This window comes from Haliovirga abyssi, assembly GCF_030295325.1.
GTDB classification, from domain to species: domain Bacteria; phylum Fusobacteriota; class Fusobacteriia; order Fusobacteriales; family Haliovirgaceae; genus Haliovirga; species Haliovirga abyssi.
The window spans coordinates 870,320-888,621 of the sequence record NZ_AP027059.1 but is presented as its reverse complement, the minus strand read 5'-3'; the positions used below and the strand labels follow the sequence as shown (position 1 = coordinate 888,621).

At 25.4% G+C, this 18,302-nt stretch carries 16 protein-coding genes; all 16 read right to left on the bottom strand.

Annotated features, from left to right (window positions below; genetic code table 11):
- Nucleotides 1-22: 22 nt before the first annotated feature.
- The 16 genes from gspE to lysA all read right to left on the bottom strand — a co-directional run bounded on the left by gspE (nt 23) and on the right by lysA (nt 18,103).
- The gene (gene gspE, locus RDY08_RS03955) at nt 23-1,711 is read right to left on the bottom strand and encodes a type II secretion system ATPase GspE (protein WP_307905129.1); all 1,689 of its coding nucleotides are present in this window, start codon (nt 1,709-1,711) and stop codon (nt 23-25) included.
- Nucleotides 1,711-2,151 (bottom strand): NUDIX domain-containing protein, encoded by a 441-nt coding sequence (locus RDY08_RS03950; RefSeq protein WP_307905128.1) that lies wholly within the window; start codon nt 2,149-2,151, stop codon nt 1,711-1,713. Before RDY08_RS03950 ends, gspE begins: the two co-directional genes overlap by 1 nt.
- A gap of 237 nt (nt 2,152-2,388) precedes the next feature.
- The gene (locus RDY08_RS03945) at nt 2,389-2,790 is read right to left on the bottom strand and encodes a DUF2889 domain-containing protein (protein WP_307905127.1); all 402 of its coding nucleotides are present in this window, start codon (nt 2,788-2,790) and stop codon (nt 2,389-2,391) included.
- A gap of 1 nt (nt 2,791) precedes the next feature.
- Nucleotides 2,792-3,148 (bottom strand): response regulator, encoded by a 357-nt coding sequence (locus tag RDY08_RS03940; RefSeq protein WP_307905126.1) that lies wholly within the window; start codon nt 3,146-3,148, stop codon nt 2,792-2,794.
- Nucleotides 3,145-5,394 carry a GAF domain-containing SpoIIE family protein phosphatase gene (locus tag RDY08_RS03935; RefSeq protein ID WP_307905125.1) on the bottom strand — a complete coding sequence of 750 codons (2,250 nt, stop codon included), beginning with the start codon at nt 5,392-5,394 and terminating at the stop codon, nt 3,145-3,147. The genes RDY08_RS03940 and RDY08_RS03935 overlap by 4 nt, the downstream gene beginning before the upstream one ends.
- A 1-nt stretch (nt 5,395) precedes the next feature.
- Entirely contained in the window at nt 5,396-6,319 is a 924-nt protein-coding gene (locus RDY08_RS03930; RefSeq protein WP_307905124.1) for a tetratricopeptide repeat protein, read from the bottom strand.
- Nucleotides 6,320-6,394: 75 nt separating this feature from the next.
- The gene (locus tag RDY08_RS03925) at nt 6,395-7,063 is read right to left on the bottom strand and encodes a DUF502 domain-containing protein (RefSeq protein ID WP_307905123.1); all 669 of its coding nucleotides are present in this window, start codon (nt 7,061-7,063) and stop codon (nt 6,395-6,397) included.
- Nucleotides 7,050-8,339 carry a hemolysin family protein gene (locus tag RDY08_RS03920; protein ID WP_307905122.1) on the bottom strand — a complete coding sequence of 430 codons (1,290 nt, stop codon included), beginning with the start codon at nt 8,337-8,339 and terminating at the stop codon, nt 7,050-7,052. Before RDY08_RS03920 ends, RDY08_RS03925 begins: the two co-directional genes overlap by 14 nt.
- A gap of 163 nt (nt 8,340-8,502) precedes the next feature.
- The gene (locus tag RDY08_RS03915; protein ID WP_307905121.1) at nt 8,503-8,946 is read right to left on the bottom strand and encodes a CBS domain-containing protein; all 444 of its coding nucleotides are present in this window, start codon (nt 8,944-8,946) and stop codon (nt 8,503-8,505) included.
- Between the two features lie 281 nt (nt 8,947-9,227).
- The gene (gene fliD, locus RDY08_RS03910) at nt 9,228-10,664 is read right to left on the bottom strand and encodes a flagellar filament capping protein FliD (protein WP_307905120.1); all 1,437 of its coding nucleotides are present in this window, start codon (nt 10,662-10,664) and stop codon (nt 9,228-9,230) included.
- A 194-nt stretch (nt 10,665-10,858) separates the two neighbouring features.
- Nucleotides 10,859-12,055, bottom strand: a complete 1,197-nt coding sequence (metK, locus tag RDY08_RS03905; RefSeq protein ID WP_372339420.1) for a methionine adenosyltransferase — start codon at nt 12,053-12,055, stop codon at nt 10,859-10,861.
- 317 nt (nt 12,056-12,372) lie between these two features.
- Nucleotides 12,373-13,845 carry a hypothetical protein gene (locus tag RDY08_RS03900; RefSeq protein ID WP_307905119.1) on the bottom strand — a complete coding sequence of 491 codons (1,473 nt, stop codon included), beginning with the start codon at nt 13,843-13,845 and terminating at the stop codon, nt 12,373-12,375.
- Between the two features lie 204 nt (nt 13,846-14,049).
- On the bottom strand, nt 14,050-15,285 hold the full coding sequence (locus RDY08_RS03895; protein WP_307905118.1) for an LL-diaminopimelate aminotransferase: 1,236 nt from the start codon (nt 15,283-15,285) through the stop codon (nt 14,050-14,052).
- A gap of 14 nt (nt 15,286-15,299) precedes the next feature.
- Entirely contained in the window at nt 15,300-15,800 is a 501-nt protein-coding gene (locus RDY08_RS03890) for an STAS domain-containing protein (RefSeq protein WP_307905117.1), read from the bottom strand.
- Between the two features lie 52 nt (nt 15,801-15,852).
- Complete coding sequence (gene dapA, locus RDY08_RS03885) at nt 15,853-16,728, bottom strand: 4-hydroxy-tetrahydrodipicolinate synthase (RefSeq protein ID WP_307905116.1); 876 nt, start codon at nt 16,726-16,728, stop codon at nt 15,853-15,855.
- Between the two features lie 64 nt (nt 16,729-16,792).
- Nucleotides 16,793-18,103 carry a diaminopimelate decarboxylase gene (gene lysA / locus RDY08_RS03880; protein ID WP_307905115.1) on the bottom strand — a complete coding sequence of 437 codons (1,311 nt, stop codon included), beginning with the start codon at nt 18,101-18,103 and terminating at the stop codon, nt 16,793-16,795.
- Between the last annotated feature and the right edge of the window lie 199 nt (nt 18,104-18,302).

The window sequence follows — 18,302 nt, the reverse complement described above, 5'->3', positions numbered from 1 at the left end:
GTTATTTTTAAGCCATTCCTTATTATAACTCTTCTTGAGTTACTCTTATTACCTCTTCTATTGTAGTTATTCCTTTTAATATTTTTGTAACTCCATCATCTCTCATTGTTTTCATTCCACTTTTTATAGCTTCTTTATTTATAGCTCCTGAACTCTCTTTTTCTATTATTAATTTTCTAATTTTTTCATTTGGTATTAAAAGCTCATGAATTGCAGTTCTTCCTTTATATCCTGTTTTTTTACAAGAATTACAACCTTCTCCACTTGATATCTTATACTCTTTTGTAGCATCCAAATTTAATTCTAACATCTCTTCTTTTTCTGCTGTATGCTCTGTTTTACAACTATTACATATTTTTCTTACTAATCTTTGCCCCACAATTCCTATTATTGATGAAGAGATTAAAAATGGCTCTACTCCCATATCTATAAGCCTTGTTATAGTTCCTGCTGCACTATTTGTATGTAATGTACTAAACACAAGATGTCCTGTCATTGCAGATTCAATTGCAATTTCTGCAGTTTCTTTATCTCTAATTTCTCCTACCATTATTACATCTGGATCTTGCCTTAATATAGATCTCAATCCTGAAGCAAATGTTAATCCTACATCTGATTTAACCTGTACTTGATTTATTATTTTAAGTTGATATTCTACTGGATCTTCTAATGTTATTATATTTTTATCAAGAGTATTAATTTCATTTAACGCTCCATATAATGTTGAAGTTTTTCCACTCCCAGTAGGACCTGTTACAAGTATTATTCCATGTGGTTTTCTTATTAATTTTCTAAATTTTTCCAAATTCTCTTTTTCAAATCCTAAATTTTCTAAATTTATCATTACATTACTTTTATCCAAAATTCTCATAACTATTTTTTCACCATTTACTGTAGGCAAAGTTGATATTCTTACGTCAATATCTTTTTCTTTATATTTTAATTCAATTCTTCCATCTTGTGGAATCCTTTTTTCTGCAATATCTAATTTAGACATTATTTTTAATCTTGTCATTACAGAAGATTCTAAATTTTTAGGTGTTTTCATTACTTCATGCAAAATTCCATCAATACGAAATCTTATCCTAAGTTCATCCTCTTCTGGCTCAATATGTATATCACTTGCTTTATCTTCTATAGCTTGTTTTAACACTACATTTACTAATTCAACAGCAGGAGAATCATCTCCTTCTTCAGTTATATCTATTTTCCCACTTTCTACCTTTTTATTAGTAGAATTTTTATCATATTTAAATTCTGATAATTTAGTTTTTTCTCTTCCACTACTATAATATTTATCAATAGCTTCTAAAACATCATCTTCTACTGCAATAGAAGGTACTACTTCAAACCCAGTTTGAAATTCTATCTCATCTATTGCAAAATAATCTAATGGATCTGCCATTGCTAAATTTAATCTATTATTTGTTTTAAATATAGGGATTAATTTATATCGTCTTGCCATATCTTCACTAATAAGCTGAATAACTTTAGGGTCTATAACTTGTCTTTCTAATCTAATAAATGGAAATCCCATTTGAGTACTAAGAGTCTCTATCATCTGATCTTTTGTACAAAATCCAAGTCTTACTATTGCTTCTCCTAATTTTTCCCCTGATTTTTTATGCTCTTCTAAAGCAATTTGTAATTGCTCTCCACTTATTACACCTGTCTCTACAAGAGCATCACCTAATCTTTTTTTCTTCTTCATTATTCCCACCTATTTTTTAAATATTTAATTTCCGTTTCTTTATTATAACTATTTTTTATAAGCTCTTCTTTTATATTTGGATATAATAATATATCATTTATATCTTCCCTTTTTATAAATTTAACCTCTTTTAATATCTCTTCATCTCCTACTTTTAATTTCCCACCTACTCTTTTTACCACAAAAATTATATTTATAATATGTCTGGATAATTTAGGATCTATTGACTCAAATATCATAACCATATTTTCTACTTCTATTTCAAGGTTCGTTTCCTCTATAAACTCTCTTTTTAAAGATTCTTGAAATGTTTCTCCATAATCTACTCCACCACCAGGTAAAAGCCAATATTCTTTAACCTTTTTTTTATGCTTTACGAATAATATCGCTCCATTTTCATCTGTTAAAATCCCCGCAACTCTAACTCTTGGCTCTTTCATAATAACATTTCCCCTTTATATAAATAACGTTTAAAAAATAATTTCTAAATGTATCGGTAATTTTTAAGCCGTTAATCAATAACGTTTAAAAAATAATTTCTTCTTATTTTTAAATAAAAATCCTTGAAGCATTGCATGTTTTATTTAAAAATATATAGGTAGTTTTTAAGCCGTTAATCAATAACGTTTAAAAATTAGTTTCTTCTTATTTTGAAATAAAAATGCTTGAAACGTTCATCAATAAGCTAAACAACTTTTTTCCAATTCTTTATTAAGCCCTTCTTTTCCCTTTATCTCATAAGTTCTTTTTAAATCTGCTTGTACCAATCCACGTCCTATTTCTGTAAACATATCTATTAAATGTGTACATCCTTCTCGTCCGCCAACTAATTTTATAACTGCTTTTGTAAATCCTTTTTCTACTTTTATATTTTTTACTTTTTTAACTAAATCTTTTATATTATTACAAATAGTATATGGACTTTTTATTATATCTATTTCTGATTCTTCTATTTTTAAATTTAAGTCAGATTTTACCATTAATAAAAAATGGTGTGAATCATCTTTAAATTCTAATGTGGCTATATAATTATTATTAGTTTTTTCTACTTTTATAATCTTTTCTCTCATAAAATACATATTAACTCTCCAATAATTTAGAAATTTTTTGTCTTACATCTCTTACTATAAACGGTTTTGTTATATATCCTGATATTTTCAAATTCATAATTTCAATAACCGATTTTATAGTTTCATATGCAGTAATCATAACTACTTTTACATCCATATCTTCATCTCTAATCTTTTGTAAAAGTTCAACACCACTTGTATCTGGTAACATTATATCTAACAAAATCATATCTGGCGATTCTTCTCTAAATATATTAAATCCTAATTTACCAAAATCAGCTTCATAAACTTCTGCGATTCCAGCAAGAGTACTTTTTAATAATCGTCTAATATTGTCATCATCATCAATAATAAGTATTTTTTTCAATTTTTGTCCACCCCTTTTATTGTCAATATAGTAATATCATCATTCTGAAAACTTCCATTTAAAAATTTAACTACATTTTTATGTATTGTCCTAACTATATAACTTACTGGATATTTTTTTACTGCATCTAATGTGTCTTTCAACCTTTTATCTTCAAAAAATTCCTTTTTATCATTTCTTGCTTCTAAAACTCCATCTGTATACAATAAAGCTACATCCCCTTTTCTTAAGTCTCTTTCTAATTCTTCAAATTCCATTCCTTCCATAAATCCTAATACTGGCCCATCTAGATCATATTCCATTATCTCTTTTTCTTTAGAATCATAATATAAAATAGGATCATGTCCTGCATTAGCAAATTTTATTTTTTTAGTTTTACTATTTATAGAAAATCCAATTGCTGTTACAAATCTTCCATCTAATTCCTCTTTCGAAATTGTATCATTAATATATTCCAAAATTTTTGATGGATCATATATTTTTATATTTTCTACAACCATTCTAAATATCGTTCTTATCATACTAACTAATAATGCTGCTGGAATTCCCTTCCCTGACACATCTGCTATTATTCCAACCATCAAATCATCAGACACTTTAACAAAATCAAAATAATCTCCACCAACTGCTTTTGCAGGATGATTTTCCCCATACACTTCAAAATATGGTATTTTTGGCATTTCTGTTGGAAATAAACCTGCTTGAATTCTACTTGCAATTACAAGTTGCTCTTCTTCTTTTTTTCTATCAATTTCATTTTCTAAAAAAGCTATATTTTGCACTGACATCCCAAGTTGATTAGTTATGGATATTGTCAAATTAATATTTCCAGCTGTATAACTATCTTTTTTATTAAAAATTGCCACCCCGCCAATTATATCTTTACCATGATACAATGGAGTTATTATAAAATTTTTAACTCTAAATTCCAAATCTTTTATATCGTCTTTATAAATAGAATTTTTCACATCATCTACAACTATTTCGCTTCCTTTTCTTTTTAATTCAACAAACCCTCTAAATAATTTACTAAATTTTTTAATCTCTTTTTCCATTTCCCTGTTATCTTCATCATATTCACTATTCACCAAAATATTAGAAACTGAAAGAGAATTTTTATTATACCAAAATACCGCTCCATATTCACATTCTAATATTTCTAATAACATCTCTAAAGTTATTTTTTCTGCACTCTCTTTGTTTAATAATTTTCCAAAACTTTTACCAGCTTCATATAATGTAACAATTTCTTCATACATATCTGTTATTTGTTCTAATTGTACTTCCAAACTATTTTCTACTTCTTGTAATTCATTTTTTAATTTAGAAATTTCTTTTTTTTGATTTAAATTATCTCCTGATAATTTTTTTATATGTTGTAAATTATCCGCTATATTAGTTATTTCATAAATTATTGTTATAAAAATAGTATGTAATAAACTATGTTTAAAATCTTTTATTGGAAAATTATTAATAAATATATATCCATGTTTTTTTAATCTAATAATAAGATTATACCCCAAACTCTTATTTACATTTTTATCCATTATCATTATATCTTCTATTTGGTCTAACCTCTTTATCATTTCATCATCAAATTTTGCTTCAGAATAAAAATTACTGTAAACTTTAATACCTTTTTTTAATTTCTGTAAAATTGCTATATCTTTTATTTTTAAATAACTTATTAGATAAAATAATAGCTCTTCAAAAAATAGGTCATAATCTAAATCTTTTCTATCTAATTCTTTTATTATTTTTAAAAAATCATCTAAATACGTTTCTTTTTTTAATAACATATCATTCATATTTTCCAATTCAGAAACAACTCCTTTTAGTTGATATTCTTTCAATCTAAATTTTGTTTCTCCTCCAACTTTTATATCTTCTAACTTTTTTTGTAAATCATCTATTTTTTCATTTAAATTTTCAATTTCTATATTTATAATATATTCTATATTTTTTAATGGTGCCATCATATAAAGAGAATTCATTTCAATTTTTTTATCAAATTTTTTATTTATTTTTTTAAAATATTTTAATATTCCATAATAACTTCCTCTTATTCTAACTTCGAATAAAATATATATAAACCCATAAGTTATTGTTTCAAATATCAAAAAAAACAGATAAAAAGTTATAAATTTATTTTGCAAATTAGCCAATTTAATAAAAAGTATTGGAAACAACAAAAACAAAACTACTAACCCACTAAAATTCAATAGCTTTTTTTTCAATATAGTCATATTAATCATTCCCTTTTATATTTTCTAAAATATTATATATTTTTTTAGATTTTTCTATTTCTCCAATTTCTTTATAAATATCTGCTTTTAATTTTAGAATATTGTGATTAAGAGCATCTTCACTCTTAACCAAGTTCATATATTTCAAAGCTTGATTATAATTTTTACGTTTATATTCCAACTTTGCTAATTCATATGAAATATTAGAACTAAATTCATTTTTTATCCCATATTCTTTTAATGTTTTGAATGCCTCATCATAGGCTTTTATTTTCAATAAATAATTTACAAAAAACACAACATAATTTTCATTTTCTCTATGCTTTGAATAAATATTATATACAAAACTATATATTTGTTTTGTATTTTTTAATTTTTCCATTAATTTTATATTCAAATTTACCAATTCTAAATTATAATTATATCTATTAGTTTTAAAAATTTCAGTTAGCTCATTATACGACTTATTATAATCTCCTAATCTATAATAAGTATATACTTTTGCAACAATAACTTTTTGATTTATATATTCTGGAGAAATTTTATTTAAAATTTCCAATGAACTTTTATACTCTTTTCGGTTATAATATATTACCGCTAAATTATATAATGCTTCTGCATCTTCTGCGTTTATCTCTAACGCTCTTTTTAAATATTGTTCTCCGTTATCATAACTCCCTAATTCACTATAAGCTATTCCAATGTTTTTCAAAATAGTTTCATTCTCTTTTTCATATTTATATGCTGCAAAAAAGCTTTGTAATGCTTCTGCATACTTAGATGCCTGCATTAAATTTAATCCTTTTATAATATAGTAAGTTTCCTCTTTGTTCACTTTCTTTTTCTCTATATTACTACATCCTACAGTAAATAGTAATACTATAAATATTAATAATATTTTTTTACATTTTTTTCTGTTACCCATATTTATTTATCCCCCTATTTATAATCCAAAACTAAAATATATTTAGAAACAGCTTAAAAATAATATTTTTTAGTTCTATTTTGGCATAATAGCCCCACCAGAAATTATTAATTTAATTGCATCCTCTACTTTTAAATTTAATTCTATAACCTCTCTTTTTTTTACTGATACAAACATTCCTGATGTTGGATTTGGAGAAGTAGGAATAAAAATATTAACCATTTTTTCCTTAGCATCTATTTTTTGTCCAACATCACTTAATATTTTTTTAAAATATTCATTATCATCATTAGTCAAAAACCCCAAACTATATATCCCTTTCCTTGGATATTCCAACATTACAACTTTTTTATATGAACTTATATTTTTCGAAAAAAGAACGTCACTTATCTGTTTTAATGTACTATATATAGGCTTTGCCAATGGTATTTTTAAAAAAATATTTTCTATCCATTTAACTTTTTTCTCATCTATAAAATGAGATACTATTACTCCTATTACTACTAATAAAACATATATTAAAATAAAAGAGAAAATATATACTATAAAGTATGATAAACTCTCTTTCAAATATAAACTGCTCAATGGCAGTTTATCTATTAAAGAAACTACTAATTGAATTGGTAAAAATGTATTTAAAGATAAAACTATATTTTCCAATATTCTAAGTAAAATAAAGATTGTTAGAAAAAGTGGAAGAATCGCAATTAATCCTGTTATAAAATATTTTTTAATTTTTTTCATCTCCATCATCCTCATTCTTTTTCTTTAAAACAACTTTTTCTATTCTATGATTATCAATCTCTTTTACAATAATATCAAATTTTTCACCTTTAATTTCAGTACCTTTTTGAGGTAAATCTCCTAATTTATAATATATATATCCACCTAAAGTATCATAGTCATCTTGCTCTGGTATATCTATCTCTAACTCTTTATTTACAAATCCAATGTCCAATACAGCGTCCAATTCAAATTCATTTTCTGAAATTTTTTGAATTTGTTCACTTCCTTCATCATATTCATCATTAATTTCGCCAACAATCTCTTCTAAAACATCCTCTATTGTAACTATTCCTAGAGTTCCTCCATATTCATCAAGTACAATTGACATATGGATTCTTCTTCTTTTAAATTCTTGTAAAAGTTCAATTATTTGTTTGCTCTCTGGAATAAAATAAGCTTCTCTTATATAATTTTTTACTGGTAAATCTATATTTTTAGATTTTATTACATTTAAAATATCCTTTAAATATAATACTCCAATAATATTATCTATTCTTCCCTCATATACAGGAATCCTAGAAAGACCCATTGATATAATTTTATCCCATACTTCACTTAATAATTTGTTGGATTCTATTGCAAAAACAGAAACTCTAGGTACCATAACTTCCCTTGCAGTTCTATCTCCAAACCCAAAAATACTATGTATCATCTCTTTTTCTTCTTCTTCTATTACTCCTTCTTCTTCTCCTACGCTTACCATTGACTTTATATCCTCTTCTGTTATAAGTAAATTATTTGTAGATAGATTTATCCCAAAAATTTTACTTATAATTTTAGAAATAAAAGTCAACACCAATACTAGAGGATAAAATAGAATACTTAAATAATATATTGGACTAATTACAACTTTAGATACCTTTTCAGAATAATTTTTAGCAATGATTTTAGGCGTTATTTCTCCAAAAATCAAAATTACAATTGTTAAAACTGATGTAACTATAAAAATTGCATCTGTTTCATTAACTTTATCTCCTATAACTTTTAATGCAAATACTGTTGCTATTGAAGAAGCCAAAATATTAACTATATTATTCCCTAAAAGGATAGTAGTTAACATTTCATTTGGTTTTCTCAACCAATTTTTTAATAATTTAGCAACTTTAGCATTCTTTTTCCCTACATCTTTTAAATTAATTCTTTTAAATGCTGTTAATGCAGTTTCTGAGGCCGAAAAAAAGCCCGACAAAATTATTAAAACTGCTAAAACAGCGAATTCCCTATACTCTTCCAAGAATACACCTTCCTTATAATTTTAAAATAATTTATATTTTTTGCTAAGAATTTTATTATTAACATATTAGAAATTTATTTATTAAATATAAGAACGTTATTTATTAAACATTCCTAAAACTAAATCTTAGCAAATAAAATACAAATATTTGAATTTTAATTTTTTAATAACTTTTTTCTATAAAATCTGATTTTGTAATAATTCCACAAAATTTCCCTTTTTCATATACAACAGCATATCCATATTTTTCTTCAATTATTTTTGTCAAAACATCTTCTATTTTTTCTGAAATATCAATTTTCATAAAATCTACACTCATTATCTCTTCAGCAGTATATCCTGCCAACTTTTTCAATTTTTCTTCAAATTCTTTTGTTCTTGGTAAAGCAATTAACACATCCCAAAAAGCTAATACTGGTGGAAGTGGAGCTTTTTCCTCTTTTACCAATATATCATCTCTTGTAACAATTCCTATTACTTCTTCATTTTCTAAAACTGGTATTTTTCCAATTTTATTTTCTTTCATAATTTTTATAATATTTTCTAAAGAACTATCTTTTTTCACAGTAATAATATCTCTATTTACTATGTCTTTTATTTTTTTCATATTAACCTCCAATTTTATAATTATAAATGCATCAAAGCCATTCAAAATAAAAAATCTATTTTTGAATATTTCTATTTTTTTTTAATATAGGAATATTGCTTTTCAAACACATTTTAATAATATTATTTACTTTAATTTTATCATAAATATTCTAAAAACACAATGTTATTTTCCTTAATTTACTTATTATTTATTACAATATCCAAATTGTAACTATTCTTTATAATTTTTTTAATTTTGTGATTACCCAACATAAAATAGAGAATAGCAATAATAAATTGCTATTCTCTGTCCCATAACCCCTTAAAATTATTTCTTAAACTTTTCATTGCATTTTTTATATCCTTTAAATTATTTTTTAAAAATTTTAAATTTTTTTGATTTTCAAGTATAAAATCTTTCAAAATTGACATTTTTTTACTTTTTTTATTCGAATTTAATAAATTTTTAATAGAAGCTTCTTTTTTAATATCTAATATATTAACATCATTCAGATATTCATTAAGTTTTTTATTCACTACTTTTGTCCCTGTGTTAATTAAATATTCTCTTAAATCACTAAAATCATTATTAAGTTTTTCTGTATCGATTTTCAATTCTCCAGACTTATCTTTTACAAAGCCACTATTTTCTAAAGCATTTCCAAAAACTTCTCCTAATCCACTTTTTACTTTTAATAATTCTTTATAATACTTCTCTGCTTTTAAATTAACACCGATATTTTTATTTTCTATTGTTCCTAATTTATATTTAATATCTTGAATTTTACTATCATATTTTTTAGCATAATTATTAATATAATCAATTATTTTATTATATTTATTTGTAAATTCTTCTATATTTGATAACACTCTCTCTTTATTATAATTAACTTCAATTTTAGAAGTTTTTCCTTCTATACTATTTGCAAAATCAAATTTTAGCCCTTTATATTCCAAAGAACTATCTTTCAAGACGAAAGAATCATTATTTATTAAAATCTCACCATTTTCTCCACTTTGTATTAAATTTTTTATATCACCATTTTCAGATATAAATCCTAAAGCAGACATTACATCCTGTGTACTTCCATTAAAATCTATTGAACTTTCATTCCCAGAAGATTTAGTTTCTAAATATAATTTACCACCAAAAGTATAATTTTTTGTCCTCATATCATCTTTTCCCATTAATTCATCATCTGAATTAATATCTTCACCACTATCCAACTCTCCGTTTTGATTAATATCTTCACCATAATTTAATTTATTTTTTATTGTAGAAAGAGTATCTGTTTCTTTCACTACAATGTTTGCTCCATTAACCTCTATATGTCCTCTTAAATTTAATGCTCTATCACTATTAATATTATCTGATGATATAATACCACTTTGAGGTAACTTTTTTATTGAAAGTGTAAAACTATTTTTAGAAAGTTTTTTATAATCTAATATTTCTACATTTACATTAGCATCATTATTTTTATTATCTATTGTATATAAACTTAAACTATTTTTATCTTTTATAATATTTGTGTTTTTCAAATCCTCTAGCATACTCTTTAAATTATCTACAGAATTTATTTCACCTTTCAAGTCAGAACCAATAGTTAGTAAATCTTGCTTTGATTTATTTATTACAACTTTTTTTTGCGATTCTCTCGCTTTACTATTCCCCATAAGAAATGCTGTTTTTCTTATAGAATTAAGATACTGCTTACCACTTCCTTTTATTTCCATTGTTCACACCTCCCTGTGATTTGGAAATTGTTTCTTTACTTCTCTGAATATTTAAAAAATAATATTTTTATATTTTAAGCCATTCCTCTATTATAAATTATACTTTAATTTATAATGAAAAACAACTTAAATTTTGAACTTCTAATTTAAAAACCAAAAGCACGCTACTATTACTATAGCAACGTGCTAAATTTTTAATCAACTAATTTTTTTATCTCTTCTACTTTATCAAGCCTTTCCCAAGGTAAATCTATATCAGTTCTTCCAAAATGACCATAAGATGCTACTTGTCTATAAATTGGTTTTCTTAATTCTAAATCTCTTATTATTGCTCCTGGTCTTAAATCAAATACTTTTTCCACAATTTCTGCCATTTTAGAATCATCTATTTTTCCTGTTCCATGACTATTTACAGCAATTGATACTGGTTTTGCTACTCCAATTGCATATGCAAGTTGAACTTCGCATCTATCTGCAACACCTGCTGCTACCATATTTTTAGCAACCCATCTCGCTGCATATGAAGCTGATCTATCTACTTTTGTAGGGTCTTTTCCTGAAAAAGCTCCTCCACCATGTCTTCCTATTCCACCATATGTATCTACTATTATTTTTCTTCCTGTAAGACCTGCATCTCCATGCGGTCCACCTATTACAAATCTTCCTGTTGGATTTACATAATATTTTGTTTTGTCATCTAATAAACTTGCAGGAATAATCTCTTTTATTACTTTTTCTATTATATCTTTTTCTATTTGCTTTTGTGATACATTCTTTTCATGTTGTGTTGATACAACTACTGCATCTACTTTTACAGGTTTACCATCTACATATTCTACTGTAACTTGTGTCTTACCATCTGGTCTTAAATAATCAACCAATTTATTTTTCCTTACAAATGCAAGTCTTTTTGCTAACTTATGTGCTAAAACTATTGGCAATGGCATATACTCTTCTGTTTCGTTTACAGCATATCCAAACATTATTCCTTGGTCTCCTGCTCCCAATGCTTCTATATCTTCTTCTGTCATTTTTCCTTCTTTTGATTCTAATGCTTCATCTACTCCCATTGCTATATCTAATGATTGCTCATGCAGACTTGTTAATACTGCACAAGTTTCATAATCAAATCCATATTTCGCTCTTGTATATCCTATATCTTTTATTACATCTCTTGCTATCTTTTGTATATCTACATAACAATTTGTTGTTATCTCTCCTGCTAACATTACTAATCCTGTGGTAAGTATAGTCTCACATGCTACTCTTCCATTTGGATCTTTTTCTAATATTGCATCTAATACAGCATCAGATATTTGATCTGCCATTTTATCTGGATGTCCTTCTGTTACTGATTCTGATGTAAATAATACTCTTCCTTTTGATATCATTAATCTAACCTCCTTCAAATAATTCATTTAATGTTTTTTATTTTATCATAAAACATACATATTTTCAACAACTAATAATATGAATTGACCACAAAACTGTATTTTAGAATATATAATAATGTAGGGGCGACCTATGTGTCTACCCAAATATTTAAATATGCAACAAAAGGACGAACACACAGGTTCGCCCCTACATAAAAAAATTATTCAATAATTTAGAATTGTGTTACTGAAGAACAAATACTATAAATAACACCTTTTTTGGTCTAATCATAATATATTAAATTTCTTAGAAAAGGTTCCACTCTTCTTATTTTTTATGAAATTGTTTTAGTAATTTTTATATCTGATTTTGTCTCTATCTCTTCATATAACATTATTATTTTTATTTCTTTATTTTTAATCTCTATATCAAATGGTATTTTTACATCTATTTTTCCCATATTGTTAGATAACAATTCAATTTTTTCACAACTATATTCTTTTCCATTAATTTCTAAATATTTCAATCTATAAAGATAACTTTCATTCGTGTATATTGTAAAATCAAAATTTCCATTTTCTATAGCTAAATTCTCTAAATATATCTTTTGATTTTTTTCTGCATTTAATTTTATATTTTTTATTAATATATCTTTATAATAAATATTAATATTATTTTCTCCAATTTTATTTAACCTTATCTCATATGAAAACTTATTTTGAGATATTATTTCTATACTATTGTCAAATTTTATATTAATGTCATCTTCTGAAAGATAATCAGGAATATTTAATTTAAAATTAAAATTTTCATATTCATAAATTTTTTCTTTATCCAAATTATAACTTAAACTTATCTCTTCTGGATTTATTACTGACAATTCAGCTGTTTTTTCTAAATTTAATCCCTCAATTTCAATTTTTATATTACTTATATCTTCAGATGCTAAAAAATTATATACATATTCTACACCTTTATTAAATTCTATTTTCTCCTTTTTATCTCCATAAGTTATTATTAATTCTCCACTTTCCAAACCATCTATACTATAATTTAATATACCATTTTCACCTAATATATATTTTGATTTATTAAAATTTGTATTAATTTTAATAGAATTTTTAGTAATTACCCTTGTCAATCTTTTCTCATTTGCAAGACATATTAGCTTTCTTTCATTTTCTGTATATCCATTTACAGTTACTTCTACATATATTTCATTCAAATTTGTATTTGTTAAATATTTAAAATCAACTTGTTTTTCACTGTTTTTTTCTATTAATTCAGGAAAAAATATAGTATTATCTTCAAATTTATTTGTAATTTCATTTCCATTCACATCAAAAAATTTGAAATTAGCATTTTTTAGATAAACTTCCATATTATTCTCATTTTTTAAATTCAAAGATAAATCTATGTTATTATTATTTTTTATTGCTCTAATGTCATTTACTAATAACTCTTCTGTATTTCCAGAAACATTAAATTTGTACGGCGATTTTCTATAAATTTCTCCATTTGATTGAACTTCTTCAAAAATTATAGTATATTCTCCTGACACCAAATCATTTAAAACCAATGTACTATTACAACTTTCCCCCTCTCTTATTATTTTATCATCTTTTAGTAAAATATACTTTTCTTTTATTACTTTATCGCTATTCTCAAAATGAAATTCTACATAATTATTTTCATTTTTCACAATGTTAAATTTACTTTTTTGAGCTTGTTCTTGTACAAAATTCTCTTTCATACATCCACTCACAAGAATAACAATAAATAATAATAGAATTATTATTTTCTTCAATATCATCTCTCCTCTCTTTTTGAATTTTTATGGGCTACTTTATTATCGGTAAAAACTAGTTTTATTTTACTTTAAATCTAAAAAAATATATGATACCATTAAAAAATTAATTTTGATAAAGATAATACTTCTAAATATTTCCTGAATAAATTTATACTTCCCCAATAAATAAAAAGAAAAAAGCACTCAAAATGAGTGCTTCTCTTAAAATATATATTCATCTGTTGATAATCTTTTTTTAATCTCTTCTATTACTCTTTCTTCATCTTTTTCATCTTTTGCTACAAAAGTAACTGAAAATCTTACATAGTTTCCTGCATCATCCCAAGGTACAGTAGAAATTAACTTTTCTTTTATTAAATATTGCGAAAATTCTTCTGCATTATTAAATTTTACCCCTGCTTTTGTTCCCTTTGGAGACTTTAAATATAAATAAAATGTTCCTTTTGGTTTCTTTGTTTTAAATCCAACTTCTTGTAACGCTTTAGCTAATAAGCCATGTCTTCTTGAATATTTTTCAACAGTTTTTTCTGTAATTTCAGGATGATTTAAGCAATATATTCCAGCTTTTTGAATTGCTGCAAATTGCCCAGAATCATTATTATCTTTAACTGTTGCAAACCCCTTTACTGCAAGTTCATTCCCAGCAATAAAAGCCATTCTCCATCCAGTCATATTATAAGCTTTCGACAATGATTGTATAGCTACTCCAACCTCTTTTGCACCATCTACACTTAAAAATGATAATGGTTTTTCACCATCAAAAACAAGTGCTGCATATGCTTCATCCGATATAACTATAATATCATTTTCTTTTGCAAATTTTATAACTTTTTTATAAAATTCTTCTGTTGCTATAGCTCCTGTTGGATTATTAGGATAATTCAAATATAATAATTTTGCTCTTTTCTTTTGATCTTCTGTTAAACTATCTAAATCAGGTAAAAAATTATTTTCTTCTAATAAAGGAAGATTTACAACTTCTCCACCAACTGATTTTGTAGTTGTTCCTAATACTGGATAACCTGGAACAGTCATTATTGTTATATCACCAGGATTAATAAATGCTAATGGCAACAATGCTAATATAGGTTTACTCCCAATACCATGATTTACTTCTTTTTCAGGATCTAATTCTTTTACTCTAAATATTTTTTTCATATAATTAGATGCAGCTATTTTAAATTCTTCAACTCCATTATCTGTATATCCTCTATTCTCCCACTTCTTGGCTTCACTATATAAAGTTTCAATTACTTCTGGCTCTGCCATCCAATCTGGTTCACCAACACCCATATCTATTAATTCCATATTAGGATATTTTTTTATTGCTTCTCTTTTAGCTCTTTTTATTTTTTCAAATTTATAAATTACAGTATCTTTTCCAAAATTTTTGCCACCTATTCTCTCTGCAAATAGATTTTGTATATAATTATCCATTATTTCACCTCTATTTATTTATTTAATTCTCCTTCTAACAGATTGACTACATTTTTAAATACTTCTTTATTTTCATCACTTAATCCCATTAATGTTTTATGCGCTTCTAAAATATGTTTTGTTTTTTCTTCTTTATTATCATAATCTTTTGTTTCCAATTTTTTTACTTCTACAACTTTTAAATTTTCATCCTCTATAAATTCCATAAGTTTATTTACACCTGTAGATTTTAAACTTGTTAATATTATATTTGGAGTATTCAAAGCATAAATCGCTAATCCCCAACTTTTTTTAAATTTAATAGCAGTTTTAGCAATTAACCCTAACATTGTGCTATCCATATAATTGCATTCTTCAAAATCTAGTACAATTTCTTTTTTATCTGATTTAAATAATTTTTCAAATAAATCTTCTAATGTCTTACTATTTTTCATAGTAGCATTCCCTACAAATTTTATAAATCCTTTTCCATCTATTTCACCATATAAGTATTGATCTTCTTTTCTTTCTGTCATTTTTATTACCTCCTTATAATATTGCTTTTTCAACAATATTATATCACGACAGTTATATTATTTCAACATTTTTTAATACTTTTGTTAGAATTTCTTTGTTTTTGTCTTTTAATCTAACAAGTGGCAATCTTACGTCTCCTGATATTTTTCCTAACATTTCCATTGTAGCCTTTACAGGCACAGGATTTGTCTCTATAAACATAGTCTTATGTACTCTAAATAATTTTTTATGCAATTCTTGTGCTTTTTTTATCTCTCCATTTTCAAAATATTTTATCATATCACTAACTTCTTTTGCCATAAAATTTGCTGTTACTGATACTACACCTTTTGCTCCTACACTTAACATTGGTAAAGTTAAAGCATCATCGCCTGATAATACATCTATTTTATCTCCACATAAATCAATTATCTCACATACTTGATCTACACTTCCACCAGCTTCTTTTACACCTTTTATATTTTTTAATTCTGCTAATTTCGCAATTGTTTCAGGTAAAATATTAACTCCACTTCTTCCTGGTACATTATAAACAACTATTGGAATGTCTACCTCTTTTGAAATAGCTTCATAATGTGCATAAATTCCTTCTTGAGTTGGTTTATTATAATATGGACAAACACTCAAAACAGAATCAGCTCCAACTTCTTTTGCAAACTTTGTAAATTCTATTGCCTCTCTTGTAGAATTAGACCCTGCTCCAGCTAATATATGTATTCTTCCTTTTGCTTCTTCTACTACAATTTTTATCATTTTCTTATGTTCTTCATAAGTTAAAGTTGGAGATTCTCCTGTTGTCCCACAAGGTGAAATTCCAGAAGTTCCATTCTCTATATGATAATTAACTAATTCTCTTACCTTATTTTCATCAATCGTACCATCTTTTTTAAATGGTGTTACTAATGCTACATATGATCCTTTAAACATTTTTACACGCTCCCTATTCTTATTTTATCTCTTTCAAATTTATATAATTCTTTTAATTTTTAGTTCATTTTAGTCTTTCAGGAATAATATCATTTCTCAAAATATCTTCATATGATTGTGGCTTAACTATCCATTCTTTTTGCCCATTATTTACTAACATTACTCCTGGTATTGGCAATCTATTATAATTACTAGCCATTGTATAATTATATGCTCCAGTTGTAAACACTGCTAATACATCTCCAGATTTTGGTTCATTTAATTTTATATCTTTTAAAATTATATCTCCTGTTTCACAACATTTCCCAGCTACAGTTACTAATTCCTCTTCTTTTCCATTCATTCTATTTGCAATAACTGCATCATATTTTGATCCATAAAGTGCAGGTCTTATATTATCTCCCATTCCACCATTTATAGCTATATATTTTCTAATCCCAGGAACTTCTGTAATAGAACCTACTTGATAAACTGTAGTCCCTGCTTCTCCAACTATTGATCTTCCTGGTTCAACCATTAATTTGGGTAATTCCAATTCTCTTTTTTCAAACTCTCTTTTTACATATTCTATTAATAATTTTACAAAATCAGTTATTGACATAGGATCATCTTCTTGTGTATATATTACACCAAGACCTCCTCCTAAGTCAAATTCTTTTACTATTATATTTTCCTCTTTTAACTCTTTTATAAAATCAGCCATTATTTCTATTGATTTTTCATAACCTGTAACGTTAAATATTTGAGATCCAATATGCATATGAATACCTTTAAAATTTATCAATTCTTTTTCAACAACTTGTTTTATAGCTTTTTTAGCTGTATCTTCTTTTATTATAAATCCAAATTTTGAATCTTCATGACCAGTACTCACATAATGGTGAGTATCCGCATGAATTCCAGGTTTTATTCTAAGTAATACATCTACTGATTTATTTAATTCTTTTGTAATTTTATCTACTAATTCTATTTCATAAAAATTATCTATTACTATTTTTACTCCATTTTCAATTCCCATTTTTATCTCATTAACTGATTTATTATTCCCATGCATTACTACTTTATCCATTGGAAACCCTGCTTTTATTGCTGTATAAAGCTCTCCACCAGACACTACATCAATTCCAAGTCCTTCACTTTCTACTATTTTGCACATAGCTAATGTCATTAACGCTTTTGAAGCATAATGCACCATACTATTTGGATAATATTTTTCAAATGTTTTTCTATATTCTCTCATATTTTTTCTTAATAATTCTTCATCTAAAACATAAACTGGAAATTCGCTTTCTCTAGCTACTTCAACTACATCTACTCCTCCAATTAATAGGTGCCCATTATCCTTTACTTTCATAGTCCCGTGTAAAACTGCCATATCTTTCATCTCCTATTTTTTAATTTATCTTTTATAAATATAATTTTCTATTAAACAAAAAAATAAGCTACGCTTCATCTGGTAAAATATAAATGTTTTTCTAAATTTTTGGTTTCTGAAAAATTTTGCTTTGAAAAATCGCATATTTCAAAAAAACAGCGTAGTTTATTTTCTGAATAAATTTATACTTTCCTAGTAA